Raw genomic sequence first — 25,976 nt, forward strand, 5'->3', positions numbered from 1 at the left:
ATCACGCTGCAAGCGGGTCGAGGCCTCGATCCGCACGGCGATAGCCGATGGCTTCGGTCAGGTGGGCGGTGGCGATGCCGGGGCTGCCGGCCAGGTCGGCGATGGTGCGGGCCACGCGCAGGATGCGGTGCATCGAGCGCGCGGACAGTTGCAGCGATTCGATCGCGCGTTCCAGCAGGGCCTGGTCGGCCGGCTGCAGCCGGCACCAGGCGCTGGTTTCAGCCTGGCTGAGCGCGGCATTGGTCTTGCCGGCCCGTTGTGCCTGCACCGCGCGGGCCGCCTCGACGCGGGCGCGGACCTCGGCGCTGGATTCGCCGGCGGGCGCATCCGGCCGCAGTTCGGACGGTGGCAGCCGCTGCACGTCGATATGCAGGTCGATGCGGTCGAGCAGCGGGCCGGAGATGCGCGCACGGTAGCGACGTATGGCTTCGATGCCGCAGCGGCAGCGGCCGCAGGGATCGCCGGCCCAGCCGCAGGGGCAGGGATTCATCGCCGCGACCAGCTGGAACCGCGCGGGAAACTCGCACTGCCTCGCCGCGCGCGAGATCGTCACCACGCCCGATTCCAGCGGTTCGCGCAGCACCTCCAGTGCGCGGCGATCCCACTCGGGCAACTCATCCAGGAACAGCACGCCGTGGTGCGCCAGCGAGATCTCCCCCGGGCGCGGCTCGGCGCCACCGCCGACCAGCGCCACCGCGCTGGCGGTGTGGTGCGGAGAACGGAACGGGCGCTCGCGCCAGCGCGCCGGGTCGAGTCCGCGGCCGCTGACAGACGCGATGGCCGCCGCTTCCAGCGCTTCGGCCTCGCTGGCCTCGGGCAGGATGCCGGGCAGGCGCGAGGCCAGCAGTGTCTTGCCGCAGCCGGGTGGTCCGGCCAGCAGCAGGTGGTGGCCGCCGGCCGCGGCGATCTCCAGCGCGCGCCGCGCCTGCGCCTGCCCGCGCACGTCGCGCAGGTCGGGGCCTGGCAGGCGTTGTGCGACGGCAGGCGCGGGCTGCGGCAGTGTCTTGCTGCCATGGAGCATCGCGCAGACTTCCAGCAGGGTGCGCGCGGTGCGGACCTCCAGCCCGGACACCAGTGCGGCTTCGTCGCCATTCGTGGCCGGCACCACCAGGGTGCGGCCGGTTTCGGCGCAGGCCAGTGCCGCTGGCAGCACGCCGTCGACCGGACGCAGCTCGCCGGTCAGGCCCAGTTCGCCGACGAACTCGCAGCCGGCCAGCGCTTCCAGCGGGATCTGACCGCTCGCGGCGAGGATGCCGAGTGCGATCGGCAGGTCGAAGCGGCCGCCACCCTTGGGCAGGTCGGCCGGCGCCAGGTTGACGGTGATCACGCGCGCCGGGAATTCGTACTGCGCGCACTGGATCGCCGCGCGTACGCGGTCCTTGGCTTCGCGCACCGCCGCTTCGGGCAGGCCGACGATGTTCATCCGCGGGATGCCGCCGGCCAGGTACACCTCGACCTGGATCGCCGGCGCGCGCACGCCGGCACGCGCGCGTCCATGCACGAGTGCGAGGGCCATGGGCGAAAAACCTAGTGCGGTTGGGGCGTTCGTGCGTCGGCGCCGGGGGGCTGCGCCAGTTGTGCTTCCAGCGCCGCGACCGCGCGCTCCAGCTCCTCCAGTTTCTCGCGCGTGCGCAGCAGCACCGCGCGCTGCACGTCGAACTCCTCGCGCGTCACCAGGTCCAGCTTGCCCAGCCCGGATTGCAGCACGGCCTTGAAGTTCTCCTGCAGTTCCTCGCGGCTCTCGCGCAGGCCGGGCGGCACCAGGCCGCTGAGGCGGCGGGCAAGGTCGTCGATGTGGCTGAGGTCGATCATGTCCGGGGCTCCTGCCGAATCCGCATCCAGCATCCCCCGCGCTGCGTGATGGCGCAGTCGGGCGGATGCGCGCCCGCGTGTCGGAAAACTCCGAACCGGGGGTGCGAGCCTACAGCACGCTGGCCTGGCCGGGCCAACCATCGCCGCCACGCTGGCTGGATCGGCGTTGCCTTATGCTGTGGCTGGAGTTCCGGGAGGCGACACGATGAAAATGGTCATGGCGATCATCAAGCCATTCAAGCTCGACGACGTGCGCGAAGCGCTGGCCGAGGCCGGCGTGACCGGGATCACCGTCACCGAAGTGAAGGGCTTCGGCCGCCAGAAGGGCCACACCGAGCTCTACCGCGGCGCCGAGTACGTGGTCGACTTCCTGCCCAAGATCAAGCTGGAAGTGGCGGTGACCGACGACCAGGTCGATGCCGTCAGCGAAGCCATCCTCAAGGCGGCCGGCACCGGCAAGATCGGCGATGGCAAGGTGTTCGTGTATGCGCTGGAGCGGGTGGTGCGGATCAGGACGGGCGAGCTGGACGGCGACGCACTGTAGGTCCATGTCGCTCCAAGCCCTCTTCGCGATGGGTCTGCCGCGTCGTGTCGTGGGACGACTTGCCGTTGGAGTGGCGATGGTTGTTTCCGGTAGCCATGCTCTCGCGCAGGATGTCCAGTCCATTCCTCGCGGAGAGAATGGCTACGAATTGCGGATCGAACTGGGTGGGGTGACGAGTCTGGAAGATGCGCAGGAAGCGCTGTGGCCGCATGCCCAGCGACTGTGCGGGGATCGGGCCGTGCAGTACGGACAGTACCGCTACGATGCAATCGCACCCTTGGCTGGAACCGGGACCGACGGGGACCGCGCCGGGCACATGGCCTTGGTGCAGGCGCTGGAGTGTGTTGGCGATGCGGGATTGCATGAGCAGGAAGCGCCTGCATTCGTGCCCGCGCCGCTGGTGCCACCCACGCCGGAGGACGAGGCCGCTGTGCGCGATCTCAGCGTCAATTATCTGTCCGCGGTGGATGAGGACCGTTTCGCTGATGCGTTCGCGATGATGTCGCCATCCTTTCGGCCGATCATGGCGCAAGGCAATTGGCGCGAGACGCGCGGGGCATTCAATTCCAAGGTCGAATCCCAGGCCGTGCGGCAGATCGTCAGGTTGACCTGGTACGACGATCCGGCTGGCGCGCCGACACCCGGCCGCTACGTCGCCGCGGACTATCGGGGCGATCATGCAGGGGGCGCCTTCTACTGCGGCTACCTGGTGTGGCTGTTGCAGGCCGACGGCAGCTATCGTCTGGTGCGCTCCGAGGAAGGCATGCTGTCGGGTGAGGAAGCACGCCGTATCCCGGCGGGCATGCGTGCGACGGTACGCGCGCAGCTGCAGTGCAGGGATTGAAACGACTACGCCGGACCCTGGTGTGACGCGGTGAATCCCATCCGGCTAGCGTAGGGCGGGTCTCGACCCGCCAAGGATTGCTTATGGCTGCGCAATGGCGGGTCGAGACCCGCCCCACGCCTTGCGCTTCAGTCGCCCAGTGCTTCGGCCACGAACGGCGGCAGGTGCTGCGCACCCTTGTGCAGGTCGGCGCTGTAGTACTTCGTCTTGAATGCCTTGGCGCGGGCATCGGCTTCGCGGAACTCGAAGCCGCCGGACTTGCGCGCCAGCGTGCAGCTCCACCAGCCGGTGGGATAGCACGGCTGCGGGAATGGCAGGGTCTGGAACGTGGCGAAACCGGCCTTGCCCATTTCAGCGCGCATGGCGTTGATCAGATCGAGATGCACTAGAGGCGACTCGGACTGCTGCACCAGGATGCCGTCGTCCTTCAGTGCGCGGAAGCAGCTCTCGTAGAAGGCCTTGTTGAACAGGCCTTCGGCCGGGCCCACCGGGTCGGTGGAGTCCACGACCACGATGTCGAGGCTGCCCGGCGCGCAGTTCGCCATGTAGGCGATGCCGTCGTCGAACAGCAGTTCGGCGCGCGGGTCGTCGTTGGACGCGCACAGTTCGGGGAAATACTTCTCCGCCATGCGCGTGACCTGTTCGTCGATGTCGCACTGCACGGCCTTCTGCACGCCCGCATGCTTGAGCACTTCGCGCAGGGTGCCGCAGTCGCCGCCGCCGATGATCACCACCTGCTTCGGGTCGGCATGGGTGAACAACGCCGGGTGCGCCACCATCTCGTGGTACAGGAAGTTGTCGCGCGTGGTGACCATCATCGCGCCGTCGATCAGCATCACGTTGCCCCAGTCGGTGCTCTCGTAGATCTCGATCTTCTGGAACGGCGACTGCACCTCGTCCAGCTTGCGGGTGACGCGGAAGCCGATGGCCGATCCGGCGGGGTCGAAGTTTTCGTACAGCCAGGTGGGAGCGGTCATGGGCAGGGGTCCTTGGTGCGGGGCGGCGCGGGCGCGCATTGTAGCGAAGCGCCCTGTCCGGACGATGACAGGCTGCGACGGCAGCGGGCGGTAGAATGCGCGGCCAGACACGAGGAAGCGCCATGACCGCCTGGTCGCCCGACCACGCCCGCAAGACCTATTCGATCCCGCACTGGGCCGAAGGCTACTTCGACGTCGACGACGCCGGCCGCATCGTGGTGCGTCCGCGCGGCGCGCAGGGCGGCAGCATCCCGCTGCCGGAGGTGGTGGACGCCGCGCTCGACCGTGGCGCCAACCTGCCGCTGCTGGTGCGCTTCCCGGACATCCTCGGCGACCGCCTGGGCAAGCTGCAGGCGGCGTTCGCGCAGGCGCAGGCCGACTGGGACTACAGCGGCGGCTACACCGCGGTGTATCCGATCAAGGTCAACCAGCACGCCGCGGTGGCGGGCACGCTGGCCTCGCACCACGGCGAGGGTTTCGGGCTGGAAGCGGGCAGCAAGCCGGAACTGATGGCGGTGCTGGCGCTGTCGCGCCCGGGCGGGCTGATCGTCTGCAACGGTTACAAGGACCGCGAGTACATCCGCCTCGCGCTGATCGGCCGCAAGCTGGGCATGCAGGTGTTCATCGTGGTCGAGAAGCCGTCCGAACTGCCGCTGATCCTCGAGGAAGCGCAGGCGCTGGGCGTGGAGCCGGGCATCGGCGTGCGCATGCGACTGGCATCGCTGGGCGCGGGCAAGTGGCAGAACAGCGGCGGCGACAAGGCCAAGTTCGGCCTCTCGCCGCGCCAGGTGCTGGACCTGTGGAAGGCGCTGCGCGACGTCGGCAAGACCGACTGGCTGGGCCTGCTGCATTTCCACATGGGCTCGCAGATTTCCAACGTGCGCGACATCGCCAACGGCATGCGCGAGGCGACGCGCTACTTCGTGGAGCTGTCGAAGCTGGGCGCGAAGATCAGCCACGTCGACGTCGGTGGCGGCCTGGGCATCGACTACGAAGGCACGCGCTCGCGCAGTTTCTGTTCGATCAACTACGGCCTGGGCGCCTACGCCGGCAACATCGTGCAGCCGTTGGCCGACGCCTGCGAGCAGCTGGGCCTCACGCCGCCGCGCATCGTCACCGAATGCGGCCGCGCGATGACCGCGCACCACGCGGTGCTGGTGGCCAACGTGGTGGAGGTGGAGCAGGCGCCGGAAGGCCGCGTCCCCGACGCGCACGACGACGAGCCGGGCGTGATCCGCCACCTGCGCGAGATCCACGGCGAACTCGACGTGCGCCCGCCGGTGGAGCTCTACCACGAGGCGCAGCATTTCCACGCCGAAGGCCTGAGCGCCTACGCGCTGGGACAGCTGGACCTGGTCCATCGCGCGCGCATCGACGACCTGTTCTACGCCATCGCCCACGGCGTGCGCGCGCGCCTGAGCTACGACGAGAAGAACCACCGCGCGGTGCTGGACGAACTGGCCGAGCGGCTGGTCGACAAGTACTTCGTCAATTTCAGCGTGTTCGAATCGATGCCCGACGTGTGGGCGATCGACCAGGTGTTCCCGATCGCGCCGATCGAGCGGCTGGACGAAGTGCCCGAGCGCCGTGGCGTGATCGCCGACATGACCTGCGATTCGGACGGCAAGATCGACACCTACGTCGAGAACGAAGGCCTCGATACCTCGCTGCCGCTGCATCCGCTGCGCCGCGGCGAAAGCTATCGCCTGGGCTTCTTCCTGGTCGGTGCCTACCAGGAGATCCTGGGCGACATCCACAACCTGTTCGGCGATACCGACGCGGTGGAAGTGAAGCTGACCGACACCGGCTACGCGCTCACCCAGCAACGCCGCGGCGACACCACCGACGTGATGCTCGATTACGTCGGCTACAAGCTCGACGACCTGCGCCGCATCTACAAGGCCAAGGTGGGCGCGGCGGACCTGTCCAAGTCCGAAGCCAACAAGCTCAACGAAGCACTGGAAGCGGGCCTGACGGCCTACACCTACCTGGACGACGCGCCGCTGGCGTAGCGGCGCGGGATGGCACGAGGCTGGTTCCGTCATCCCGGCGCATGCCGGGACCCAGCGCCTTTCTCTTCGAAGCATCCAGGACCATGGCGCCGCTTGACCGACGCTGCAGTGCGCCATGCAGGCCTGGCGGTCGACGCGCTCGATCGGCACGCCATGGTCTGATGCATCGGGCGATCGTCGGCGTTGTCGCTCTCGACGATGCGATCGACGATCCGAGATTCTCAACGCGCGGCGTTGCGATCCGTGGCCGCCGACTCGCGCAGCAACGCCACCTGCAACTCCACCCGCTTGAGTTCGCGCAGCATGCGGTTGGCTTCGACCCGGGTGCCCATGAACGTCTTCATCATCGCCGAGTACTGGAACAGCAGCAGCGCCACCACGCCCCACTTCACGGCTGCCAGCATGTCGTGCGCCGTCCACAGCTGCCAGAAGGCGAATGCGAAGCCGGCGAACGCGGCCAGCGCGGTGACGTAGGCCAGCACGCCCACCCAGCCCTGCGGCCCGCGGAACAGGCCCAGCGCCTGGGGGATGTAGCCGGGCTCGCCGTGGTGCGCCAGCAGGGCGCGATCCTCCGCCGACAGGGCGCGTTCGATCAGGTCATCGGTCTTGTCCATCGTGGTCTCCTTCGAGGCGTGCGCGGACCTTGCGCCGCGCATGCATGAGCCGGGTCTTGACGGTGCCCGGCGGGATGTCGAGCGCGACGGCGATTTCCGCCACGCCCATGTGTTCGAGGTGGAACAGCGCCAGCGCCGCGTGCTGCGCCGGCGGCAAGTCGCGCATGGCCGCGAGCACCCGCGCGACGTCGGCGTCGCGCGCGGCGGTGTCGTCGGCCACGCGCTCATCGGGTTCGGCAGTCGCGGCGGCCATGCCCGCGCGCTCGTGCATCGCGTGGCGCGCGATCCGCTGGCAGCGGCGGGTGACGATGCGCAATGCCCAGGCCGGGAACGCCGCGGCATCGTCCAGTCGGTGCAGTCCACGCCAGATCTCGATCCACGCGTCCTGTAACGCATCGCGCGCCGGCTCGACGTGGCCGGTCAGGCGCCAGCCGTGGCGCAGCAGGCGCGGTTGCCAGCGGGCGACCAGCCGCTCCCAGGCGGCACGGTCGCCCGCACGCGCCGAAGCGACCAGGTACTCGTCGTAGATCCGCCCGCTGTCGCGCTGCACGTCGCCGGCTCCGGTTGCCGTGGTTCCATCGTAAAGGTGTCGGCTCGCGGCGGAACGGTTCAATCCGCGAGGTGGCCTCCACGGCCGGCAAACGGCCGTTGCGTATGCTGGACGTCCATCCCCGTGGAGCGATCCCATGCGCAAGACCCGACTCCTGCTTGCCGCCGCGCTGGCCACCGCGCTCGTCGCCTGCGCCGACCCTGCGCCACCGCCCGCGGCGTCGGTGTTGCCGCAGGGCAGTACCGACATCGCCGAAACCCAGGCACGCAGCGCCGATGCGCATCGCTTCAACATCGGCCAATACGAGGCAGTCGTGCTGCGCGATGGCGAGATCCGCCTGCCCAACGACGGCAGCATCGTCGCGCAGGGCGTGCCGAAGGCCGACGCCGATGCGCTGCTCGATGCCGCCGGGCTGCCCACCGATACGCTGGAACTCAACGTGCAGGCGCTGCTGGTGCGCGCCGGCGATCGCGTGGTGCTGTTCGATACCGGCGCGGGCGACGCGGACTTCGCCGATGCGGGTCGACTGCAGTCGTCGCTGCAGGTGGCGGGCGTGGAGGCCGCGGAGGTCACCGACATCCTGATCAGCCATGCGCACGGCGACCACGTGGGCGGCCTGCTCGACGGCGACGGCCAGCCTGCGTTCGCGAACGCGACTGTGCGGATGACCGCGCCGGAATGGCAGGCGCTCCGGGACGACGCCGGCATGGCAGCCTTGTCCACCGCGATTGCGCCGCGCGTGGAGGCGTTCGCGCCGGGTGCCGAGGTGTTGCCCGGCGTGACCAGCGTGCCCGTGGCGGGACATACCCCGGGCCATACGGCCTACATGATCGCCGATGGCGACGCGCGCCTGCTCTACATCGGCGACACCGCGCACCACCACGTGATCTCGGTGCAGCGCCCGCGCTGGACGATCCAGTTCGACGGCGATGCGCCGGTGGCCGAGGACAGCCGCGAGGCACTGCTGGCCCGCATCGCCGACGAGAACCTGATGGTATCGTCGCCGCATTTCCCGTATCCCGGACTGGGGCGCATCGCGCGTCGCGACGACGGCTTCGTGTACGTGCCGCTGGAGTGAGCGCGGGTTGCGATGCAGGCAATGCGGATCCATCAGCACCATGACCGGCGGCGATGCGTCCGGCGTCGAAGACGCCGGGACCCGGCGCCTCCGTGCCTGATCGTTAGCGGAGACGCCTGTGGATGACCGTGTGCCGTGGACGAAGGCGCGGCCGGCAGGCTATCCGCCGCGATGCACCTGGAAGCCGGCCACCGATTGCGACACCGGCATGATCTCCAATCGGTTGATGTTGAGGTGCGGCGGCAGCGTGGCCACGTAGTGGATCACGCCGGCGATGTCGTCGGCGGTCATCGGGTTCGCGCCCGCGTACAGCGTGTCGGAAGCGTCCTGGTCGCCGCTGGTGCGTACCAGGGTGAATTCGGTTTCGGCCATGCCCGGTTCGATCGCGGTCACGCGCACGCCGGTGCCGTGCAGGTCGCTGCGCAGGCCCAGCGAGAACTGGCTGACGAAGGCCTTGGTGCCGCCGTAGACGTTGCCGCCGGGATAGGGATACACGCCGGCGATCGAGCTGATGTTGATGATCGCGCCGCGGCGCTCGATCAGCGTGGGCAACAGGGCGTGGGTCAGCGTGACCAGCGCGGTGATGTTGGTGTCGATCATCTGCCGCCACTGCGCAAGGCTGGCCTGCTGCGCCACGGCCGTGCCGAGCGCCAGGCCGGCGTTGTTCACCAGTACGTCGACATCGCGGAATGCGGCAGGCATCGCGTCGAGCGCGGCCTGCATCGCGTCGGCGTCGCGAAGGTCGAACGCCACCGTGTGCAGCCGGGCGCTGCCGTGCCTGTCGACGAGCGCCTGCAGCCGCTCCGCACGGCGACCGGTGGCAACGACGCGCCAGCCGTCGGCAAGGAAGCGTTCAACGGCTGCGGCGCCAAAGCCGGACGTGGCGCCGGTGATGAGGACGGTCTTGGTCATGGGAGGATTCTATTGGGTCGTTGCCGATGGCGTGGGGCAGTCGCTTCCGCTTCGCAGGCCTCCACCCCAGCCCTCCCCCGCAAGCGGGGGAGGGCGAAGGATGGGCCACGCACCGATGCGTCGCACGAACGGAACTTCGTACGCACCGACAAATGGCGCCTGCCCCGGTTCCCGTACTGCACCCTTTTCCGCTTTCGTGGGAGGGCTGGGGTGGGGGGCTGGGGCGAATCGACAGGGACCGTCGGTGCAGTGCCGAATGGATTCAGGAGGACTTTTTCGCCGCTTTTTTCGCGGGCTTCTTCGCCACCGGCCTGGCGTCGGTTTCGGTCGTCGCGGCGGCGGGTTTGCGCTTGCGCCCGGTGGCGGCCTTGCCACGCGTCCTGGCCTTGGTGGCGCGATGCTTCTTCAGCATGTCCTCGGCCATGAGGATGTCTTCCGAGAGGATGCCGGCGGCCTTGGCGATGGCGATCCGCGCCTCGGCGCGGTTTTCGTCGGGATTGGCCTGCAGCAGTTCGCGGATGGCGTCGCGCAGCGCCTTTTCGGCGTTGCGCTTGAGCTTGATGTCGTTGCTTTCGCGGAACAGCGCCAGCAGGGCATCGACGACGGGTTTGATCAGGGCGGCTTCGATGGCCATGGGTTTGCTCCGTGAGGCGGAGAGGATGGCGGATCCGCGTCGCCAGGACTGAGACGTGGCGGTACGGCTCAATCCGGATCGTCGGGATGGAACAACACCCCGATCCGGCCTTGTTCCACGACCCACCCCATGGGCTTGTCCGCCGAGCGAGGGCTGGAGGTCGCCACCATCAGGGGTATCGGGGCATTGAGGCTGATGAAGACGTGGATCTCCGTCGGCTGGGGATCCAGCAAATGGGTGACCATCAGCGCGGCCATCCTCTCGCCACCACCGCCCAGGTCGATGCAACCATTGGTGAACTTCCGGTTCGAGCGCAATGCGCTTCCCTCGGCATCGAACACGAACAGATGGTGTCCGCCCGCGGGGTAGACGTGGTGCTGCTTCGTGCCCGGCATCAGGTAGACGTGGATTTCCTCGTCCTTGGGGAACACCACGCTGTTGTAGGTGCGCGAGCATTGCAGGAAGGCCTGCGACAGTGCCGCGTTGCGCGCACGGATCATCGCCTGCGCACCGGCATCGAACGCCGCACCTTCCGCCACGTCCACCACGCTGCTGCGCCCGGTCTGGTCGACGTCGACGATGTAGACGGGGCGGGCCGGTTGCGAGCCGTCGTGGAAGCTGACGCGCGTCCCGGTGCCGGTGGCCTCGGTGATCCATCCGCGGACCGAACGGCGCAGCCGCCGCGCGCTGCGATCGGCCTGCATCACGTCGGTGGCGATCCAGGCGGCGCGGTCGAGTCGCTGCAGGCGGCGCCCGGTTTCCTCCGCGGCCAGTACGGCGGGCTGCAGGTCGTCGGGAATCGGGGGTGGCGTTGCGTCGCCGGCATGGACGGCCGGCATCGCCAGAAGCACGGACGCGAGTGCCGCGCAGGCGGCATGGCGGATGTTCAACATGCGAGTCCCCCCATCGGATCCATCCCGGGGGAATCGTGCCTTCAGTTCGCCCGGATCGCCAGCGCCGGCAGGCCGCCGTTGCCAAGTTTCTGCTTGGCCTCGGCCAGTTCGGTGGCCGTGGCATAGGGGCCCATGCGCACGCGATGGACCGTGCGGCCTTCGACATCACCGGTTTCGACGCGGGCGGTCAGGCCAAGCAGGGCGATGCGCGCCTTGAGCGCCTCGGCGTCGCCGGAGGAACTGAATGCGCCTGCCTGCAGGATGTAGCGGGTGCCGTCGGCGGCGGGCGCCGCACTGGCGGTCGTCGCGGGTGATGGCGCTGTCGTCGCGGGCGGCGTGGTGGCCGTGCCCGCTGCAGGCGCCTGCGGAGCGGGTTGCTCTGCGATCGGCGCGGGGTGCGCGGGTTCGGCGGCGTCCGGGTGCGCTGGCGCTTGCGCCTGCCGGGCCTGCTCCAGGCGCCGCCGCCGTTCGGCTTCCTCGCGCGCGGTGGCGGCGAGCTGGGCGTCGGTCATCGCGACCTCCTGCTCCGGCAACACGGTATAGAAGTCGTACTCGGGGCGTGCGGGCGCCGGCGGTGCGACGGGATCGGCCGCCTGCGAACCGGGCGGCGGCGGCAAGTCCTCGTCGATGGCGCTGATGGCGGGTTGTGCGTCGGGGTTCGGTCGCGGGCGGAAGAAGCCGTCCTCGCCGGCGGGCTTGAAGTAGCGCGGCAGCACCAGCATCGCCAGCAGCGCCAGCAGTACGCCGATCACCAGCCATGCCCATCCCGGCAATCCGCCGCTGTTGCCACCGCTGCGCCGTGCCTGGGATTTTCCGCGTCGTGCCGCCATTACATCTTCTCCGGGGCGTTCACGCCCAACAATTCCAATCCATTGGCCAACACCTGCCTGACCGCCAGCGCCAGCGTAAGCCGCGCATCGCGCTCGTCCGCGTCGTCGACGAGGAACTGGTGGTCGTTGTAATACGTCTGGAACGCCTGCGCCAGTTCAAGCAGGTAGGCCGCGATGATGTGGGGTTCCAGCTGAACGCCCGCGATTGCCACGACTTCGGGATACCGCGACAGGTCGATCAGCAGGTCGCGCAGCGATGCATCCGACAGGTCGGGCACCTGCGCCAGGCCGTTCGCGCGGTCGTAGGCCAGGCCGCGTTCCACCAACTGCCGCTCCAGCCCGCAGATGCGCGCGTGCGAGAGCTGCACGTAGTACACCGGGTTGTCGAGCGACTGCGAACGCGCCAGGTCGATGTCGAAGGTGAGCTGCGAATCGGGCTTGCGCGCCACCAGGAACCAGCGCACGGCGTCGGCACCGGCTTCGTCGATCAGGTCGCGCAGGGTGAGGTAGCTGCCGGCGCGCTTGGACAGCTTCACTTCCTCGCCGCCGCGCATCACCGTGACCATCTGGTGCAGCACGTATTCGGGGTAGTCCTGCGGAATGCCGGCTTCCAGCGCCTGCAGGCCCGCCTTCACGCGGGCCAGCGAGCCGTGGTGGTCGGCGCCCAGTTCGGTGATCGCGCGCACGTAGCCGCGCTGCCACTTGCTGAGGTGGTAGGCCACGTCCGGGACGAAGTAGGTGTAGGTGCCGTCGGACTTGCGCATCACGCGGTCCTTGTCGTCACCGAAATCCGTGGTCCTGAGCCACAGCGCGCCGCCTTCCTCGTAGGTGTGGCCGTGCGCGGTCAGTTCGCGCACGGTCTCTTCCACCTTGCCGTCGGCGTACAGGGACGATTCGAGGAAATAGACATCGAACGAGACGCCGAAGGCCGCGAGGTCCGCGTTCTGTTCGCGGCGCAGGTAAGCGACCGCGAACTGGCGGATCGCGTCGAGGTCGTCGGCATCGTCCTTCCCGGCGACCACGTGGCCTTCGATCTCGACCGACTCACCGCGCAGGTAGGCCTGCGCGACATCGGCGATGTAGTCGCCGTTGTAGGCATCGGCCGGCCAGTCGGCATCGCCGGGCTTGAGGCCCTTCGCGCGCGCCTGCGTGGAGATGGCGAGGTTGTTGATCTGCACGCCGGCGTCGTTGTAGTAGAACTCGCGCTTCACGTTCCAGCCGTTCGCAGCCAGCACGCGCGCGATGCAGTCGCCGATCACGCCGGCGCGGCCGTGGCCGACATGCAGTGGCCCGGTCGGGTTGGCCGACACGTATTCCACGCCCGCGGTGCGGCCGCCGCCGCCGTCGTTGCTGCCGTAGCAATGGCCGTGCGCGAATACCGTGGACAGCTGGCGCTGCCAGGCGGCCGGCGTGAGCCGGAAGTTGAGGAAGCCGGGGCCTGCGATCTCGACGCCCGCGATGTCGTCGTTGGCGGGCAGCGCGTCGACCAGCGCCTGCGCCAGCGCGCGCGGGTTCGACTTCGCCGGCCTGGCCAGCAGCATCGCGGCATTGGTGGAGAAGTCGCCATGCATGCGATCCTTCGGCCGTTCGACGACGAAGTCGGGCGTGGCGAGGTCGGCGGGCAGGGTGCCTGCTTCGCGCAGGGCGGAGATGGCCTGTTCGACGTGCTGTCGGATCTGGCCGCGGAGCTGTGTTTTCACGGGATTCGGGTCGCGTTTCGCAGCCGCATAGTGTACGCGAGGGTCCAGGGCCTGCCGACGCGGTCGCACCCGGAGGGCCGGTCGTGCGGGCACGCGCAGCAGTGTCATCGCGCCGTTGCGTATCGACATACGCGCCGTCGCTCTTCCTTCTGCCCGCGCCCGCACAATCGATGCGGTATACGCCAATCGCGTCGGCAGGCCCCTACACCCACCCCCGCGCCGCCAGCGACACCGGCGCACCGTCGCCGATCACGAAGTGGTCCAGCAGGCGCACGTCCACCAGCGACAGCGACTGCTTCAGGCGTGCGGTGACGGCGCGGTCGGCGGCGCTGGGCTCGGGATTCCCGCTGGGGTGGTTGTGGCCCACCATCACCGCGGCGGCGTTGTGCGCCAGCGCGCGGCGCACCACTTCGCGCGGGTGCACTTCGGCGCCGTCGACGGTGCCGCGGAACAGCTCTTCGAACGCGATGGCGCGGTGGCGGGTGTCGAGGAACAGGGCGGCGAACACCTCGTGCGGCAGGCCGCGCAGGCGCTGCGCGAAATAGCGGCCAGCCGAGGCCGGGTCGGTCAACGCCTCGCCGCGTTCGAGCGCGGCGGCCAGGTGGCGCTGGCCCAGTTCCAGCGCCGCAGCCAGCACGCATGCGCGGGCAGGCCCCAGCCCCGGCAACTTCGCGAGGCTGGCCGGCGGCAGTTCCAGCAGGCGCCGCAGCGGGCCGTGCATCGCCAGCAGCTGGCGCGCGGTGGCCACCGCATCCATGCCGGGCAGGCCGGAGCCGAGGAAGATCGCCAGCAGTTCGGCATCGGACAGGCTGCCGGCGCCGCGCTGCAGCAGCTTCTCGCGGGGGCGTTCGTGGCGGGGCCAGTCTCGGATGTGCATGGCGGAATCCGCGTGGACGGAAGGGAGCGCTGACGGCCGCGGACGTCCGGAGGGCGGCAGGGGAAGGGCCGCGGTGCGGACGCGATGCCGTGGCCGCCAGCGCAAGGCCATTGCACCCGGTACGCCGTGCCGCCGCCGCCGGGCGACCGCGCGCCATCGGGTAAGCTGTCGCCCGCATGTCGAGTCAGACTTCCCCGACAAACGCGGCATCCGGGCGCCTGCAAGGGCGACGCATCCTGCTGTGCGTCTGCGGTGGCATCGCCGCCTACAAGGCGGCCGACTTGGTCCGGCGCTTGCGCGAGGCCGGGGCCGCGGTGCAGGTGGCGATGACCGACAACGCGCAGCGCTTCGTCGGCGCGCAGACCTTCCAGGCGCTGTCCGGCGCGCCGGTCCGCACCTCGCTGTGGGATCCGGCGGCGGAAGCCGCAATGGGCCACATCGAGCTCGCGCGCTGGGCCGACCGCATCGTGGTCGCCCCGGCTACCGCCAACACGCTGGCCAAGCTGGCCCACGGCTTCGCCGACGACCTGGTCAGTACCCTGTGCCTGGCCACCACCGTGCCACTCACCGTGTGCCCGGCGATGAACCAGCGCATGTGGCTGCATCCGGCCACGCAGGCCAACCTGGCCCTGTTGCGCGAACGCGGCGCGCAGGTGATCGGTCCGGAGGATGGCCCACTGGCCGAGGGCGAATCCGGCCCCGGACGCCTCAGCGAGCCGGCCGACATCGTCGCGGCGCTGCCGGCGTGAGCGCCTCGCTCGGCGGCAAGCGCGTGCTGGTCAGCGCCGGCCCGACCTACGAAGACATCGACCCGGTGCGCTTCATCGGCAACCGCAGCAGCGGGAAGATGGGGTTCGCCGTGGCTGCCGCCGCTGCCGGGGCAGGTGCGGACGTCGTGCTGGTGGCAGGCCCCGTGCAGTTGCCCACGCCCGATGGCGTGCGACGCATCGACGTGCGTTCGGCCGCGCAACTGCGCGAGGCGGTGCTGGGCGCATTGCCGGCCGACGTTTACATCGGCACTGCCGCGGTGGCCGACTACACCCCGCGTCAGATGGCGCCGGGCAAGATCAAGAAGACCGGCGAGACCCTGGTGCTGGAGCTGGTGCGCACCGCCGACGTGCTGGCGGAAGTGGCCGCGCATCCGCGGCGCCCCGCGCTGGTGGTGGGCTTCGCCGCCGAGACCGACGACGTCGAGCGCTACGCGCGCGGCAAGCTGGCCGCCAAGAAGCTGGACCTGATCGCGGCCAATCGCGTCGGCGTGGCTGGCAGCGGTTTCGAGAGCGAAGACAACGCGCTCACCGTGTACTGGCAGGATGGCGAACGCAGCCTTGGACCAGCACCGAAGACCGAGCTGGCGCGCCAGCTCATCCAACTCATCCTCGAAAAGACCCCGGCATGACCCACGCCCTGCAGGTGAAGCTGCTCGACCCCCGCCTCGGCAGCGACTGGCCGCTGCCCGCGCACGCCACCGAAGGCAGCGCCGGCATGGACCTGCGCGCGGCGCTGGACGAAACACTGGTGCTGCCGCCGGGCGATGCCGCGCTGGTGCCGTCCGGCATGGCGATCCACATCGCCGATCCGGGGCTGTGCGCCGTGGTGCTGCCGCGCTCCGGGCTGGGCCACAAACACGGCATCGTGCTGGGCAACGGTACCGGGCTGATCGACGCCGACTACCAGGGCCCGCTGCTGGTCAGTGTCTGGAATCGCGGCCGGGAGGCGTTTTCCATCGAGCCGGGTGACCGGATTGCGCAGCTGGTCATCCTTCCGGTGGTACGCGCGACCCTGCAAGTCGTGGATACTTTCACCGACAGCGCACGAGGGGCCGGCGGCTTCGGCCACACCGGCGTGCGCTGACAGGGGAGTCTATCGATGTCCGAGAAAGAACCGCACAAGGCGCGCCAGCTGGCGGCACAGCTGCGTCCACTCCTGCCCTTCATCGCGGCAGCCCTCGCCCTGTGCGCGGTCTGGCTGGCGTGGAACGGCTGGAAGCAGATGCAGGACGACACCCGTCGCACCGGCGTCACCATCGCCCGTGATGCCACCGTGCAACTCACCGCCAGTACGCTGGGCGGCGAGGTGAAGCGGCTGGAAGAGAGGTTGGGCGCCGCCGGCCTGCAGGCGGCCCTGGAGGCCGGCGACTTCGATGCCGCCAGCACGATGCTGGGGACCGACTGGCCGCACATGGAGCGGGCCGAAGTGTTGGCCCCCGACCTGCGCCAGGCTTACGCCGGGCTGCCCGGGGCGGGGTTCGGCCGCCTGGCGGCCATGGAAGCGGCGCTGTCCGAGGACAAGGCCGTGGTCTGGATCATCCGTGACGGCGACACGCCCGCCGTCGCGCTGGCGGCGCCGGCACGCGTGGACGGGCGCACGCTGGGCGTGGCCTACGTGCGCCTGCCGCTGTCGCGCGCCACCTTCGCGCTGGAAAACGCCCCGATGGATGCCAGCACCTACGTCGCACTGCGCCACGGCAGCGTGACCCTGCTCGAGCGCGGCGACGTGGAGCAGAGCGAAGCCGCCGAGCGCATGGCCGTACCCGTGCCGGGTACCAACCTGCGTGTCGCCGCCGCCGTACCGCATGTCGGCCGCGCCCCGTTCGGCCTGACCGGTATCCCGCTGTTCGCGGTTTCGTTGTTGTTGCTGTTCATCGCCTATCTCACCTGGCGCTGGCTGCCGACGCGCCTGGTCGTGGGCGAGGCCGAGGAAGAGGGCCCGGCACCCACGCTCGCCGAAGCACTGACCCTGCCAGCCGAAGACAACGCAATGACCGCCGAAGCCGTCGCCGCCAAGGCCCGTGAAGCCGACGCGCGCCCGGCACCGGTCGCCATCGACAAGGGCATCTTCCGCGCCTACGACATCCGCGGCGTGGTCGGGCAGTCGCTCGACATCGGCGTGGCCGAGCTGATCGGCCTGTCGATCGGTTCGCTGATGCACGAGAAGGACCTGGCCGACATCGTCGTCGGCCGCGACGGCCGCCTGTCCGGGCCGGACATGGTCGCCGGCCTGGTGCAGGGCCTGCGCAAGGCCGGCCGCAACGTCATCGACATCGGCATGGTGCCCACGCCGGTGGCGTACTTCGGCGCCTACCACCTGCGCACCGGTTGCTGCATCTCGGTGACCGGCAGCCACAACCCGCCGGACTACAACGGATTCAAGATCGTGATCGGCGGCGAGACGCTTTCAGGCGATGCCATCACCGACCTGTATGCGCGCATCGCCGACGACCGCCTGCACATCGCGCCCTCGCCCGGCGGGCACAGCGAGCGCGACATCGCCGGCGACTACGTCAACCGCATCGCCGACGACGTGCAGCTCGCGCGCCCGCTCAAGGTGGTGGTGGATGCCGGCAACGGCGTGGCCGGCGAAATCGGCCCGCGCGTGCTGGAGGCCATCGGTGCCGAAGTCATCCAGCTGTTCTGCGAGATCGACGGCACCTTCCCCAACCACCATCCCGACCCGAGCGAGCCGCACAACCTCGAGGACCTGATCGGCACCGTGCAGCGCTTCGATGCCGACCTCGGCATCGCCTTCGACGGCGATGGCGATCGCCTCGGCGTGGTGACGAAGGACGGCCAGAACATCTTCCCCGACCGACTGCTGATGCTGTTCGCCGCCGACGTGCTGGACCGCAACCCGGGCGCGGTGATCCTGTTCGACGTGAAGTGCACCGGCCGTTTGCCAGGCCACATCCTGCGCAACGGTGGCAGCCCGCTGATGTGGAAGACCGGGCACTCGCTGATCAAGGCGAAGATGCGCGAAGTGGAAGCCGAGCTGGCCGGCGAGATGAGCGGCCACTTCTTCTTCGCCGAACGCTGGTACGGCTTCGACGACGGCATCTATGCCGCCGCGCGCCTGCTCGAGATCCTGGCGATGGATCCGGAGTCGCCCAGCGACGCGCTCAATGCCTTGCCCGCCGGCGTGTCCACGCCCGAGATCAAGGTGGCGGCGCCGAACGGCGACCCGCACAGCTTCGTCGAACGCTTCCGCAAGCAGGCGCACTTCGAAGGCGCGCGCGCGTCCACCATCGATGGCCTGCGCGTGGACTGGAACGACGGCTGGGGCCTGGTGCGCGCGTCCAACACCACCCCGGTGCTGGTGCTGCGCTTCGATGCCGACAGCGACCAAGCGCTCAAGCGCATCCAGGACGACTTCCGCGCGCAATTGCTGGCGCTCGACCCGGAACTGCCGCTGGCGTTTTGAGCCAGCGCCGGCCAGGCGATGCCCGTGCGTACCCGCGACAATCGCGGGTACGACGGCTGCGGCAGCAACGGGTATCGGCATGAACCGCGTCGCGGCACGGCTTGGAATCGAGCTGCACCACGTGCAGTTCCTGCGCCGTCCAGCCGACCACGCTCCGGCAGTACCCTTGCCAGGCGGCGTGCGGCTGGCGGAGTGGGGCGTGGACGATACCGCGCGCATCTGCACCGACGCACACGTCCACGGGCAAATGCGTTCCGAGGCGCGCATGCGTGCCCGCTTCACGCATGGCCTGCGCTACCTCGTGCTGGAACACGATGGCGACGTGGTTGCATGGTGCTGGGTGGCGGCCGGGGTTCCGCGCTACATCGACGAACTCTGCCGGCAGGTCGACATGGCCCCCGGCCAGGCCTGGGTCCGCGATGCGTTCGTCGCACCTGCGCAGCGCGGACGCAGGCTGCTCACGGCCATGCTCGACGCCATTTCCACGCACCTCGGTGGCGGCATCGAGTATTTCTCCGACGTCGAGGCAAGCAACCAGGCCTCGCTGCGTGCGCATCTCGCGGCCGGATTCGTTGCTTGCGCGGCCGTGCGTTCCGCAGCGGGAACACATTGGCGCCTGCGCCCGGTGCCTCCGGCTTCACTGCCATCGGTGGATGCGAGCAGGCCGACGCAGCGTCTGCTGTGGCTGGACGCGCGTGAGCGCGAACGGCATCGGAAATTGATTGCATGAGGCGGCGACCCGTGCCGCGAAGCACTGGAAGCGAATCAACGCGAAATCAGCGTAGGCGGGTTGAAACCCACCCTGCACGTCTGCATAGGGCGGGTCTTGACCCGTGCGTTGGATTAATCAAGTTTCGTCCGGCACGAGTGGCCAAGCATGTCGGTGCAAACAGGTCCTTTTTGGCAGGGAGTCACGACAGTTCCCGACACCCACGATTTACTGTCAACGATGTTCGGGCGCGATCCATGATCGTGACCGTGTTGACGCGTCATTTTTTTGACGACCGTCCAAGCTTGGGCCAGGTCTCGACCCGCCGTCAGTCCTACGCGAAATCTGGTGATGCAAGCGACGCCTGCTGAATGAGTGACGTGCGCCACACATCCCGTCTGACCATCTCTTGAGACTGGGCTGGGAGAGAGGAGTGACTAACACCTGCGCCGCAGCGTTGAGTCGTGAAATGCCCGCCAAGAACGGACGGATGCAACGCATGCCGTCCCTTGACTGTTCTAGTCCTGAGGTGTATCTGCACATATTGCGACAGCCTCGTGTCGCCAAGGGACCATCAGGGACGGTAACGAGGTCATCGCCGACCCGCGCACTGAAGGATCAGGTTATGTCCACGCTCTCTTCGACGGGATCTCGTCAGTCCGACGTACGCCGTGTAGTGACAGGCGGCCTCACACTGTTGCTGTTGTTGACACAGACTTCAGTGCCGATATTTGCTTCTGAGTCACAACAACAAGACGGGGGTGGGCGTAAGCCAGATTACACTGATCGCACTACAGTGACTGGCACTCGCGGATCATCGGGCGGGAGTGCCAACCTCAACCGTGTTTTTTTCAATCCGAACGGCGGTGGCGGAGGGGGGCTGTCCAGCCCAGCAGTCCCGGCTACTCCTGAACGGATGGAAGCGCCGGATGGCTGCAAGAACAGCGAACTGCCTAATGAGACGAATAGCCCTGTGGTTATCGCTTCTGGCAACAAGGTGCTCGACGAAACCGACTTCGCCACCGCCGACGGCGTGTTCGTTTTCACGCGAACCTATTCCAAGCAAAGCACCGGCAACGGTTTCGGTACGCATTGGATGCATCCGTTTGCCTATACGCTCACCGGCACCCAGCGCCCTGGCTACGGCATGTGTCCACCTGGATATCCGCCTTATGGTGAGCCATGCCCTCTCGGTAACAGGTTCACGCATATCCTCGCCCATCGTCCCGATGGCGTGAGCTATCGGTACACGTGGAACAGCAGCACCCTCCGATATGAAGACTCTCGGCCCGAGTCGACAACATGGATCGAGGAGGACGAAGTGTGGACGGATTCAGTTGGTGGCTACGACATCTCGACTGGGGCCTTCCGCCTCCGCCGCGAAGATGGCGGCATCGAAGCCTATAGCGGCAATGGCAGGATACTTTCCCTGCGCGATATACGCGATGTCGGCTACACGTTCACTTACGGCTTGATGGGCAACGGTCCGCTGCAAACGGTCACCCATACGTCTGGTCGACAGATTTCACTGACGTTTGCCAGCGGCCGATTCACCTCGGTTACCGCGCCTGGCGGGAAGGTCTACACGTATGGCTACGATGGTTTGCGCCTAACCAGCGTCACCTATCCCGATAGCTTGGGCGTGAAGACGTATCACTACGAGAATGCCAGCCAGCCAAATGCATTGACCGGCTACTCCATCGACGGCGTGCGCAAGACTCGGTACGCATATAAGGCCGATGGCAGGGTGGACTGGTCGGGCCGGGAGGGTGCCGTGGAGCGTGACACGTTCGCCTACGGCACAGACTTCACCGATGTCACCAATGCTCTTGGCTACACAACGCGCTATAACTTCACCAACGTGGGCGGCATCAAGCGTGTCAGCAGTGTGAGTCGCCCTGCCAGTACAGCCTGCGCTGGAGGTACGGCTGCCACCGAGTACGGTACCAATACTTACGTAGCACGCGAAGTGGACTTCCTTGGCCACCGGACCTTTAACACCTGGAACAACCGTGGCCAATTGCAGGAAAAGCGCAGCGGCGTCGGACCAGCGCCGGGCAACAGCACCGCCAACCAGTACCGGGTGACCTACGGCTGGGACACTGCCCGCAACCTGATGACCCGCGAGTCGCATTACGGCAAGAGCGGCAGCATCCAGTCCGAGGTGCTGTACACCTACCACCCCGACCTTCCCGCCACCCACGGCCGCCTGCTGCAGAAGGTCGAGCGCTGCGCCCCCACCTGCGCCTCGGGTACCAAGCGCACCACTACCTATACCTACGTCATCCGCGCCAACCGGATGATCCAGACCGTCACGGTGGATGGGCCATTGGCGGGCACGGGTGATGCAGTCACGTACCAGTACGACACCGCCGGCAACCTGACGTCCGTCACCAACGGCGTGGGGCACGTGACCACCTGGAGCGAGTTCAACGGCCTGGGCCAGCCCGGGCGGATGGTCGATGCCAACGGCCTGTCCACCCGCTACACCTGGGATGCCAAAGGTCGGAATGTAACCACAACCGTGCAGCCGACCGGCGGCGACCAAATCTGGAGCAATGTCTGGCGGTCCGATGACCAACTTGCCAGCACCCAGGACCCAACAGGCTTGGTCACTACGTTTGTCTACGACGGCATCGGTCGCAGGACCGAGGTGCGTATGCAAAGCGCGCAGCAGGCGGGCGCAACCGACCGGATAGTGCTTGATTACAACGCACTAAGTCAGGTCACGCGCCGTCGGGCTGGATATTCCGGCACGCCGGACGGCGCGCTGATGACCACGCTGGACCAGTATTACGAGTACGACACGGCTGGATATCTGAAGCGCAGCATTGGCAACAACGGCCAGCAGAGAATCTATGACTACAACGGCAATGGCCAGATTGCAGGATGGGTAGATGCTGCAGGCTACGGGGAGACGTACCTCTACAATTCCCGCGGCCAGCTTTCGCTTCAGGTGGACGCGCTCTCAGGCAACACCACGATGGGTTACGACGTGCTGGGTAGGCTGTCTTCAGTCACCGACCCGCGGGGCAAGGTGACCAGCTATGTCTACAACGGGTTTGGCGACCTGCTCACACAGGTGAGTCCTGACAGCGGCACGACTTCATTGACGTACAACGCGGAAGGCCAGCTCGCCACGGTCACTCGCAACGACGGCTCGCAGCTTGCTTACCAGTACGATGCGCTTGGCAGGGTGTACTACATTGGCAACGCCCAAGTCAGGCGCGGCTACTCGTATGACTGGTGCGAGAATGGCGTGGGACGGCTTTGCGGCTACGAAACCGCCGACACCGCGAACATCCTCACACTGACCCATCATGGCTACATGCAGCAAGGGCAGTTGAGGGTCCGACGCGACCTGAATTACACCATCGGCAGCGACGACTGGACCGTCTACAGTTACGACCCTGCCGGGCGCATCGCAGGCATTGCGTATCCCAGCGGCACATCCGTGGGGTACGGATATGCGCATGGCCGGCTATCCGTTATCCAGGCCACCATTGCAGGCACGACGCACAACGTCGCCACTGGCATGATCCATCAGCCATTCGGCCAATTGGCGCGCATGAATTACGGCAATGGCGTCATCAAGGAGCGTGCTTACGACCTCGATGGTCGAATGACGATTACTCACGACCACGGGTTCGTTGGGCATACCCTGCATTACAACAATCGGGATCAAATCGCGTCGATCCATAACTGGGCGAGGCCTTACGAGAACGTTGATTACGCCTATGATCCGTTGGGGAGGCTGAGCCACATCGCCAACGGGCATCATGGCTCGCAGAATCTTTACTATGATGCCAACGGCAACAGGACCCAACACGACTGGTGGGTACCGGAAAGCGGTTACATGGCTGTCGTACCATACGCGGTAGACCCAAACAGCAATCGTGCCCATGACCAGCACATTGCGTACGCCTATGACGCACGCGGGAATCGCTTATCTCAATCCGTGTTCGGGACCACTGCAACGTACGCCTACGACGCTTTCAATCACCTCCAGAACGTGAGCCGTGATGCGGCAGTAGCGTATCCAAGCCCGGGAGCGCAATACACACAGCACTATCCGGCGGGAACCACCACTTACACAACCAATGCCATTGATCAGCGAGTAGCGAAGAGCGGCCCGCTGGGGAGTAGCCGTTCCATTTACGCTGGTCAGACGCAGCTGCTGGCGGAGGTGAACGTCGGCGCATGGAGCGATTACATCTGGATGGGGAATGAACCCATCGCGATGGTTCGGAACAACCAGCTCTACTACTTCCACAACGACCACCTCGGGCGTCCCGAGATCATTACGAATTCGGCCAGGCAGCATGTGTGGCATGCCTCCAACTTCGCCTTTGATCGGCATGTGACTTACAGCTCCATCGGTCACGTCAACCTTGGGTTCCCGGGCCAGTACTTCGATGCCGAGACAGGCTTCTGGCACAATGGGTTCCGCACTTACGACAGTCGATTGGGCAGGTATTTGCAATCGGACCCGATTGGGTTGGCGGGTGGATTGAACACGTATGCCTATGCTCATGGAAATCCGGTTTCTCGAGTTGATCCGCTTGGGTTAGATGATTTCAACCTCATTCCAACGAATGAGCCAATGCATGGGTGGGTAAATAACTATCAAGATGGACAGAACATATTGTCGATAGCTGTTCATGGAATGCCTGGAAGATTCTTGGTCAACGGACAGCTAATTACAGGCCAGCAGCTATTTGATCACCTCAACAAGAACCCCGCCTTTCGAGAGCAATTGAAGAGGGCAGACGTCATCCAGCTCAATTCTTGTCGGGTAGGTAAAACAGACGCGTCTGGGTACAACGCGGCTAGTGATTTTGCCAATGCAGCCGGAAAGCCCACATATGCGCCAGAAGTTTGGAGTTGGAGGCGCCCCGACGGATCATTCTTCTTGGGAGGAGCGATAGGGGGTCAGAGCGTGAATGGATGGGACTTCAGCCACCACGGGAATCTTGTGTTTTTGCCTGGGGGTGGGCCATGACACGGATGATTTTGACTTTGGTCTTGTTCGCTTCTTGTGTGGTCTTCCCAGCGACAGGAATGACTCAAGAGAGCCTATCTCTTCAAGATAGGGTTCGATTAGAAAACGAGGCGCTTAGGGGGTCGGAGGCTGCGGCTAGAAGAATTGCCCTGTATCACGGGACAAGAAATGACAAACTCTTTGAGTATTGGAGTTGGATTGGTGCTGAGAATGGTGATGGGATATCGCAGTTCAACTACGCTTCAATGTTGCGCGGGAAGTCGGATGCATATTCGAAGATACGTGCCATTTATTGGATGGAAAAAGCTGCGCAGAACAATGTAGAGCTTGCTCGTGATGAGCTGGAAAAGATGAGAAATCCATAGAATCCAGTTGGCTTGGCTAGTCGGACGAACATCTATGCCTATGTGGGGGGGAATCCGATCAGCCTGATTGATCCCTTCGGTTTACGGGCACTCACTGAGTGTGAGAAGGGCATCATCGGCCCCCACCTTCCTAACGTGAATCTCGACAAGATCGATGTTCAGGAAGGCATACCGAAAATTGCGCAAATGTTCGGTGCAAGCGGCGCAGATGCTTGGACATTCAAGAACACTATCTATCTTGGTGTTCCGGATGCCCCGGACACGAAAGAAGGCATCACTCTTCTGACACACGAAGTGACGCATTCTGATCAATATCGGTCTATGAGCCTTCTCGGCATGGGGCTTTCTTACGGCGCCATGCACCTGATTTTCGGTTATACGAACAACCCATTTGAAGTTGATGCACGGGCAAAGGCCAGTGCGGTTCGTGCACAAATGGATAAGGCAGGAGGCGACCCATGTGGATGCGGGAAATAGCGTTAGCCGCGCTACTTTGTACGCCCTCAGCTTGCACTTCCGCAGATCGCGGCAGCGATGCTTTTGTGAAGCTTAGAGGGTTAGACGATGCAAGTCGAAACTCGACATGTTTAACCTTGCCGGATGAGGAAAAAATCGAGTTGTTCTTTGAAGCGCAACAAAGACATCACGAGTATTTTGGATTTGACCGATGCTTTGCCTCATCGTCGCCCGCATTTTTGGCAGATCTCAAGAGTGAAATCGTGAAGCGTGGGACTGTCGAAAGTGTGAGGCACTACATCATAGTGCTCGCAATCTCGCAGCAGAAAGGCAACACTTCTAGCGATGAAATTAGAGCTATGGAGTTGCCGAAGTTATGTCAGAGCCTTGCCAATAGGCGCCCATCAGGAAATCCATCGCAATGCATCGAGATGGCCGAAGATTTATTGCAATGAAACCCGCGTAAGGCGGGTCTTTGACCCGCGCTGCAAGAACAACGAAAGCCCCGCCATGTGCGGGGCTTCTCGTTTAGCGGCTGGCTTGTTGCTGCAACACGATCGATAGGGTCCGATCGATAGGGTCAGGGTCATAGATCGCCCTCGACAAAGCCCCTAAAAAGCACAAGGCCCGCATCACTGCGGGCCTTGATGCGTCTGGCGAGTTCTCTTTTAGCCGCTGTCGTCAGCGAGCGACTTCGATCAGTTCCAACCCGCGTAAGGCGGGTTAAAACCCGCCCTATACGTCTGCGTAGGGCGGGTCTTGACCCGCGCGTGTAATGACCCAGTGATTTCCTGCTCAGGTGTAACCTTTCCAAGGAGGCACAGATGAGCGCGGTAATGGAAGAAGAGATCAAGCGTTGGACGGCACGTCGGAAGTCGGCGTTGGTGCTGGACATCATCCAGGGCAAGACAACGGTGTCTGAGGCGAGCCGGCAGTTCGACCTGCCGCCCTCGGAGATCGAGAGTTGGGT

23 protein-coding genes and 1 pseudogene are annotated in these 25,976 nt (G+C 66.2%); 13 read left to right on the forward strand and 11 right to left on the reverse strand.

What is annotated here, in order from left to right; genetic code table 11:
• Position 1 precedes the first annotated feature (1 nt).
• Both E2F46_RS12280 and ubiK read right to left on the reverse strand, forming a co-directional pair.
• Positions 2 to 1,516 (reverse strand): YifB family Mg chelatase-like AAA ATPase, encoded by a 1,515-nt coding sequence (locus E2F46_RS12280; RefSeq protein WP_133322449.1) that lies wholly within the window; start codon positions 1,514 to 1,516, stop codon positions 2 to 4.
• Positions 1,517 to 1,527: 11 nt separating this feature from the next.
• Positions 1,528 to 1,812 carry a ubiquinone biosynthesis accessory factor UbiK gene (gene ubiK / locus E2F46_RS12285; RefSeq protein ID WP_133322451.1) on the reverse strand — a complete coding sequence of 95 codons (285 nt, stop codon included), beginning with the start codon at positions 1,810 to 1,812 and terminating at the stop codon, positions 1,528 to 1,530.
• A gap of 205 nt (positions 1,813 to 2,017) precedes the next feature.
• Between ubiK and E2F46_RS12290 the strand changes: the two genes are divergently transcribed.
• Complete coding sequence (locus E2F46_RS12290) at positions 2,018 to 2,356, forward strand: P-II family nitrogen regulator (protein WP_133322454.1); 339 nt, start codon at positions 2,018 to 2,020, stop codon at positions 2,354 to 2,356.
• A gap of 4 nt (positions 2,357 to 2,360) precedes the next feature.
• The gene (locus E2F46_RS12295; RefSeq protein WP_165967454.1) at positions 2,361 to 3,200 is read left to right on the forward strand and encodes a DUF4019 domain-containing protein; all 840 of its coding nucleotides are present in this window, start codon (positions 2,361 to 2,363) and stop codon (positions 3,198 to 3,200) included.
• A gap of 128 nt (positions 3,201 to 3,328) precedes the next feature.
• Here the strand turns inward: E2F46_RS12295 and speE are convergent, their stop codons facing one another.
• Positions 3,329 to 4,177: a polyamine aminopropyltransferase gene (gene speE / locus E2F46_RS12300; RefSeq protein WP_133322458.1), complete on the reverse strand. Its 849-nt coding sequence runs from the start codon at positions 4,175 to 4,177 to the stop codon at positions 3,329 to 3,331.
• 122 nt (positions 4,178 to 4,299) lie between these two features.
• Between speE and speA the strand changes: the two genes are divergently transcribed.
• The gene (gene speA / locus E2F46_RS12305; protein WP_133322460.1) at positions 4,300 to 6,189 is read left to right on the forward strand and encodes an arginine decarboxylase; all 1,890 of its coding nucleotides are present in this window, start codon (positions 4,300 to 4,302) and stop codon (positions 6,187 to 6,189) included.
• A 221-nt stretch (positions 6,190 to 6,410) separates the two neighbouring features.
• Here speA and E2F46_RS12310 read toward each other — a convergent pair whose 3' ends face one another.
• Both E2F46_RS12310 and E2F46_RS12315 read right to left on the reverse strand, forming a co-directional pair.
• Positions 6,411 to 6,803, reverse strand: a complete 393-nt coding sequence (locus E2F46_RS12310; protein ID WP_133322462.1) for a DUF6768 family protein — start codon at positions 6,801 to 6,803, stop codon at positions 6,411 to 6,413.
• Complete coding sequence (locus tag E2F46_RS12315) at positions 6,787 to 7,353, reverse strand: RNA polymerase sigma factor (protein ID WP_207949576.1); 567 nt, start codon at positions 7,351 to 7,353, stop codon at positions 6,787 to 6,789. The genes E2F46_RS12310 and E2F46_RS12315 overlap by 17 nt, the downstream gene beginning before the upstream one ends.
• A gap of 136 nt (positions 7,354 to 7,489) precedes the next feature.
• Between E2F46_RS12315 and E2F46_RS12320 the strand changes: the two genes are divergently transcribed.
• Entirely contained in the window at positions 7,490 to 8,431 is a 942-nt protein-coding gene (locus E2F46_RS12320) for an MBL fold metallo-hydrolase (RefSeq protein WP_133322466.1), read from the forward strand.
• A 159-nt stretch (positions 8,432 to 8,590) separates the two neighbouring features.
• Here E2F46_RS12320 and E2F46_RS12325 read toward each other — a convergent pair whose 3' ends face one another.
• From E2F46_RS12325 to radC, 6 genes are all read right to left on the reverse strand, one after another.
• Positions 8,591 to 9,343 (reverse strand): SDR family NAD(P)-dependent oxidoreductase, encoded by a 753-nt coding sequence (locus E2F46_RS12325; protein ID WP_133322468.1) that lies wholly within the window; start codon positions 9,341 to 9,343, stop codon positions 8,591 to 8,593.
• Between the two features lie 262 nt (positions 9,344 to 9,605).
• The gene (locus tag E2F46_RS17485; protein WP_165967455.1) at positions 9,606 to 9,977 is read right to left on the reverse strand and encodes a hypothetical protein; all 372 of its coding nucleotides are present in this window, start codon (positions 9,975 to 9,977) and stop codon (positions 9,606 to 9,608) included.
• A 68-nt stretch (positions 9,978 to 10,045) separates the two neighbouring features.
• Positions 10,046 to 10,870, reverse strand: coding sequence for a hypothetical protein (locus E2F46_RS12335; RefSeq protein ID WP_133322470.1), 825 nt, complete (start codon positions 10,868 to 10,870; stop codon positions 10,046 to 10,048).
• 41 nt (positions 10,871 to 10,911) lie between these two features.
• The gene (locus E2F46_RS12340) at positions 10,912 to 11,700 is read right to left on the reverse strand and encodes an SPOR domain-containing protein (RefSeq protein ID WP_133322472.1); all 789 of its coding nucleotides are present in this window, start codon (positions 11,698 to 11,700) and stop codon (positions 10,912 to 10,914) included.
• Positions 11,700 to 13,400, reverse strand: coding sequence for an arginine--tRNA ligase (gene argS / locus E2F46_RS12345; protein WP_243720407.1), 1,701 nt, complete (start codon positions 13,398 to 13,400; stop codon positions 11,700 to 11,702). Before argS ends, E2F46_RS12340 begins: the two co-directional genes overlap by 1 nt.
• Before the next feature lie 202 nt (positions 13,401 to 13,602).
• Positions 13,603 to 14,277, reverse strand: a complete 675-nt coding sequence (gene radC / locus E2F46_RS12350; protein WP_133322476.1) for a RadC family protein — start codon at positions 14,275 to 14,277, stop codon at positions 13,603 to 13,605.
• 176 nt (positions 14,278 to 14,453) lie between these two features.
• Here radC and coaBC point away from each other — a divergent pair.
• The 9 genes and pseudogenes from coaBC to E2F46_RS12395 all read left to right on the forward strand — a co-directional run.
• Positions 14,454 to 15,676 (forward strand): annotated as a pseudogene (gene coaBC / locus E2F46_RS12355) (bifunctional phosphopantothenoylcysteine decarboxylase/phosphopantothenate--cysteine ligase CoaBC).
• Entirely contained in the window at positions 15,673 to 16,131 is a 459-nt protein-coding gene (gene dut / locus E2F46_RS12360) for a dUTP diphosphatase (RefSeq protein WP_133322478.1), read from the forward strand. The pseudogene coaBC and the gene dut overlap by 4 nt, the downstream one beginning before the upstream one ends.
• Before the next feature lie 15 nt (positions 16,132 to 16,146).
• A complete protein-coding gene (locus tag E2F46_RS12365) occupies positions 16,147 to 18,474 on the forward strand; it encodes a phosphomannomutase/phosphoglucomutase (protein ID WP_243720409.1) in 2,328 nt (775 codons plus the stop codon).
• A 79-nt stretch (positions 18,475 to 18,553) separates the two neighbouring features.
• Complete coding sequence (locus E2F46_RS12370; protein WP_165967456.1) at positions 18,554 to 19,204, forward strand: GNAT family N-acetyltransferase; 651 nt, start codon at positions 18,554 to 18,556, stop codon at positions 19,202 to 19,204.
• Between the two features lie 895 nt (positions 19,205 to 20,099).
• The gene (locus tag E2F46_RS12375; protein ID WP_165967457.1) at positions 20,100 to 24,185 is read left to right on the forward strand and encodes an RHS repeat-associated core domain-containing protein; all 4,086 of its coding nucleotides are present in this window, start codon (positions 20,100 to 20,102) and stop codon (positions 24,183 to 24,185) included.
• Positions 24,182 to 24,550 (forward strand): SEL1-like repeat protein, encoded by a 369-nt coding sequence (locus E2F46_RS12380; RefSeq protein WP_133322484.1) that lies wholly within the window; start codon positions 24,182 to 24,184, stop codon positions 24,548 to 24,550. Before E2F46_RS12375 ends, E2F46_RS12380 begins: the two co-directional genes overlap by 4 nt.
• A gap of 135 nt (positions 24,551 to 24,685) precedes the next feature.
• On the forward strand, positions 24,686 to 25,027 hold the full coding sequence (locus tag E2F46_RS12385) for an eCIS core domain-containing protein (protein WP_165967458.1): 342 nt from the start codon (positions 24,686 to 24,688) through the stop codon (positions 25,025 to 25,027).
• Positions 25,009 to 25,461: a hypothetical protein gene (locus tag E2F46_RS12390; protein WP_133322489.1), complete on the forward strand. Its 453-nt coding sequence runs from the start codon at positions 25,009 to 25,011 to the stop codon at positions 25,459 to 25,461. The genes E2F46_RS12385 and E2F46_RS12390 overlap by 19 nt, the downstream gene beginning before the upstream one ends.
• A 369-nt stretch (positions 25,462 to 25,830) precedes the next feature.
• On the forward strand, positions 25,831 to 25,976 hold a 146-nt coding region (locus E2F46_RS12395; protein ID WP_133322491.1), incomplete at its 3' end, for a DUF1153 domain-containing protein.

The organism is Luteimonas aestuarii, assembly GCF_004357985.1.
Classification (GTDB): domain Bacteria; phylum Pseudomonadota; class Gammaproteobacteria; order Xanthomonadales; family Xanthomonadaceae; genus Luteimonas; species Luteimonas aestuarii.

What these genes read in the sequence shown, in the direction of transcription:
- E2F46_RS12310 (WP_133322462.1), bottom strand. Translation starts at nt 6,803, where the DNA reads ATGGACAAGACCGATGACCTGATCGAACGCGCCCTGTCGGCGGAGGAT.
- E2F46_RS12365 (WP_243720409.1), top strand. Translation starts at nt 16,147, where the DNA reads ATGTCCGAGAAAGAACCGCACAAGGCGCGCCAGCTGGCGGCACAGCTG.
- E2F46_RS12325 (WP_133322468.1), bottom strand. Translation starts at nt 9,343, where the DNA reads ATGACCAAGACCGTCCTCATCACCGGCGCCACGTCCGGCTTTGGCGCC.
- radC (WP_133322476.1), bottom strand. Translation starts at nt 14,277, where the DNA reads ATGCACATCCGAGACTGGCCCCGCCACGAACGCCCCCGCGAGAAGCTG.
- E2F46_RS12375 (WP_165967457.1), top strand. Translation starts at nt 20,100, where the DNA reads ATGGAAGCGCCGGATGGCTGCAAGAACAGCGAACTGCCTAATGAGACG.
- speE (WP_133322458.1), bottom strand. Translation starts at nt 4,177, where the DNA reads ATGACCGCTCCCACCTGGCTGTACGAAAACTTCGACCCCGCCGGATCG.
- speA (WP_133322460.1), top strand. Translation starts at nt 4,300, where the DNA reads ATGACCGCCTGGTCGCCCGACCACGCCCGCAAGACCTATTCGATCCCG.
- E2F46_RS12320 (WP_133322466.1), top strand. Translation starts at nt 7,490, where the DNA reads ATGCGCAAGACCCGACTCCTGCTTGCCGCCGCGCTGGCCACCGCGCTC.
- E2F46_RS12280 (WP_133322449.1), bottom strand. Translation starts at nt 1,516, where the DNA reads ATGGCCCTCGCACTCGTGCATGGACGCGCGCGTGCCGGCGTGCGCGCG.
- E2F46_RS12290 (WP_133322454.1), top strand. Translation starts at nt 2,018, where the DNA reads ATGAAAATGGTCATGGCGATCATCAAGCCATTCAAGCTCGACGACGTG.
- E2F46_RS12340 (WP_133322472.1), bottom strand. Translation starts at nt 11,700, where the DNA reads ATGGCGGCACGACGCGGAAAATCCCAGGCACGGCGCAGCGGTGGCAAC.
- dut (WP_133322478.1), top strand. Translation starts at nt 15,673, where the DNA reads ATGACCCACGCCCTGCAGGTGAAGCTGCTCGACCCCCGCCTCGGCAGC.
- ubiK (WP_133322451.1), bottom strand. Translation starts at nt 1,812, where the DNA reads ATGATCGACCTCAGCCACATCGACGACCTTGCCCGCCGCCTCAGCGGC.
- E2F46_RS12335 (WP_133322470.1), bottom strand. Translation starts at nt 10,870, where the DNA reads ATGTTGAACATCCGCCATGCCGCCTGCGCGGCACTCGCGTCCGTGCTT.
- E2F46_RS12390 (WP_133322489.1), top strand. Translation starts at nt 25,009, where the DNA reads ATGTGGATGCGGGAAATAGCGTTAGCCGCGCTACTTTGTACGCCCTCA.
- E2F46_RS12295 (WP_165967454.1), top strand. Translation starts at nt 2,361, where the DNA reads ATGTCGCTCCAAGCCCTCTTCGCGATGGGTCTGCCGCGTCGTGTCGTG.
- E2F46_RS12370 (WP_165967456.1), top strand. Translation starts at nt 18,554, where the DNA reads ATGAACCGCGTCGCGGCACGGCTTGGAATCGAGCTGCACCACGTGCAG.
- E2F46_RS12380 (WP_133322484.1), top strand. Translation starts at nt 24,182, where the DNA reads ATGACACGGATGATTTTGACTTTGGTCTTGTTCGCTTCTTGTGTGGTC.
- E2F46_RS17485 (WP_165967455.1), bottom strand. Translation starts at nt 9,977, where the DNA reads ATGGCCATCGAAGCCGCCCTGATCAAACCCGTCGTCGATGCCCTGCTG.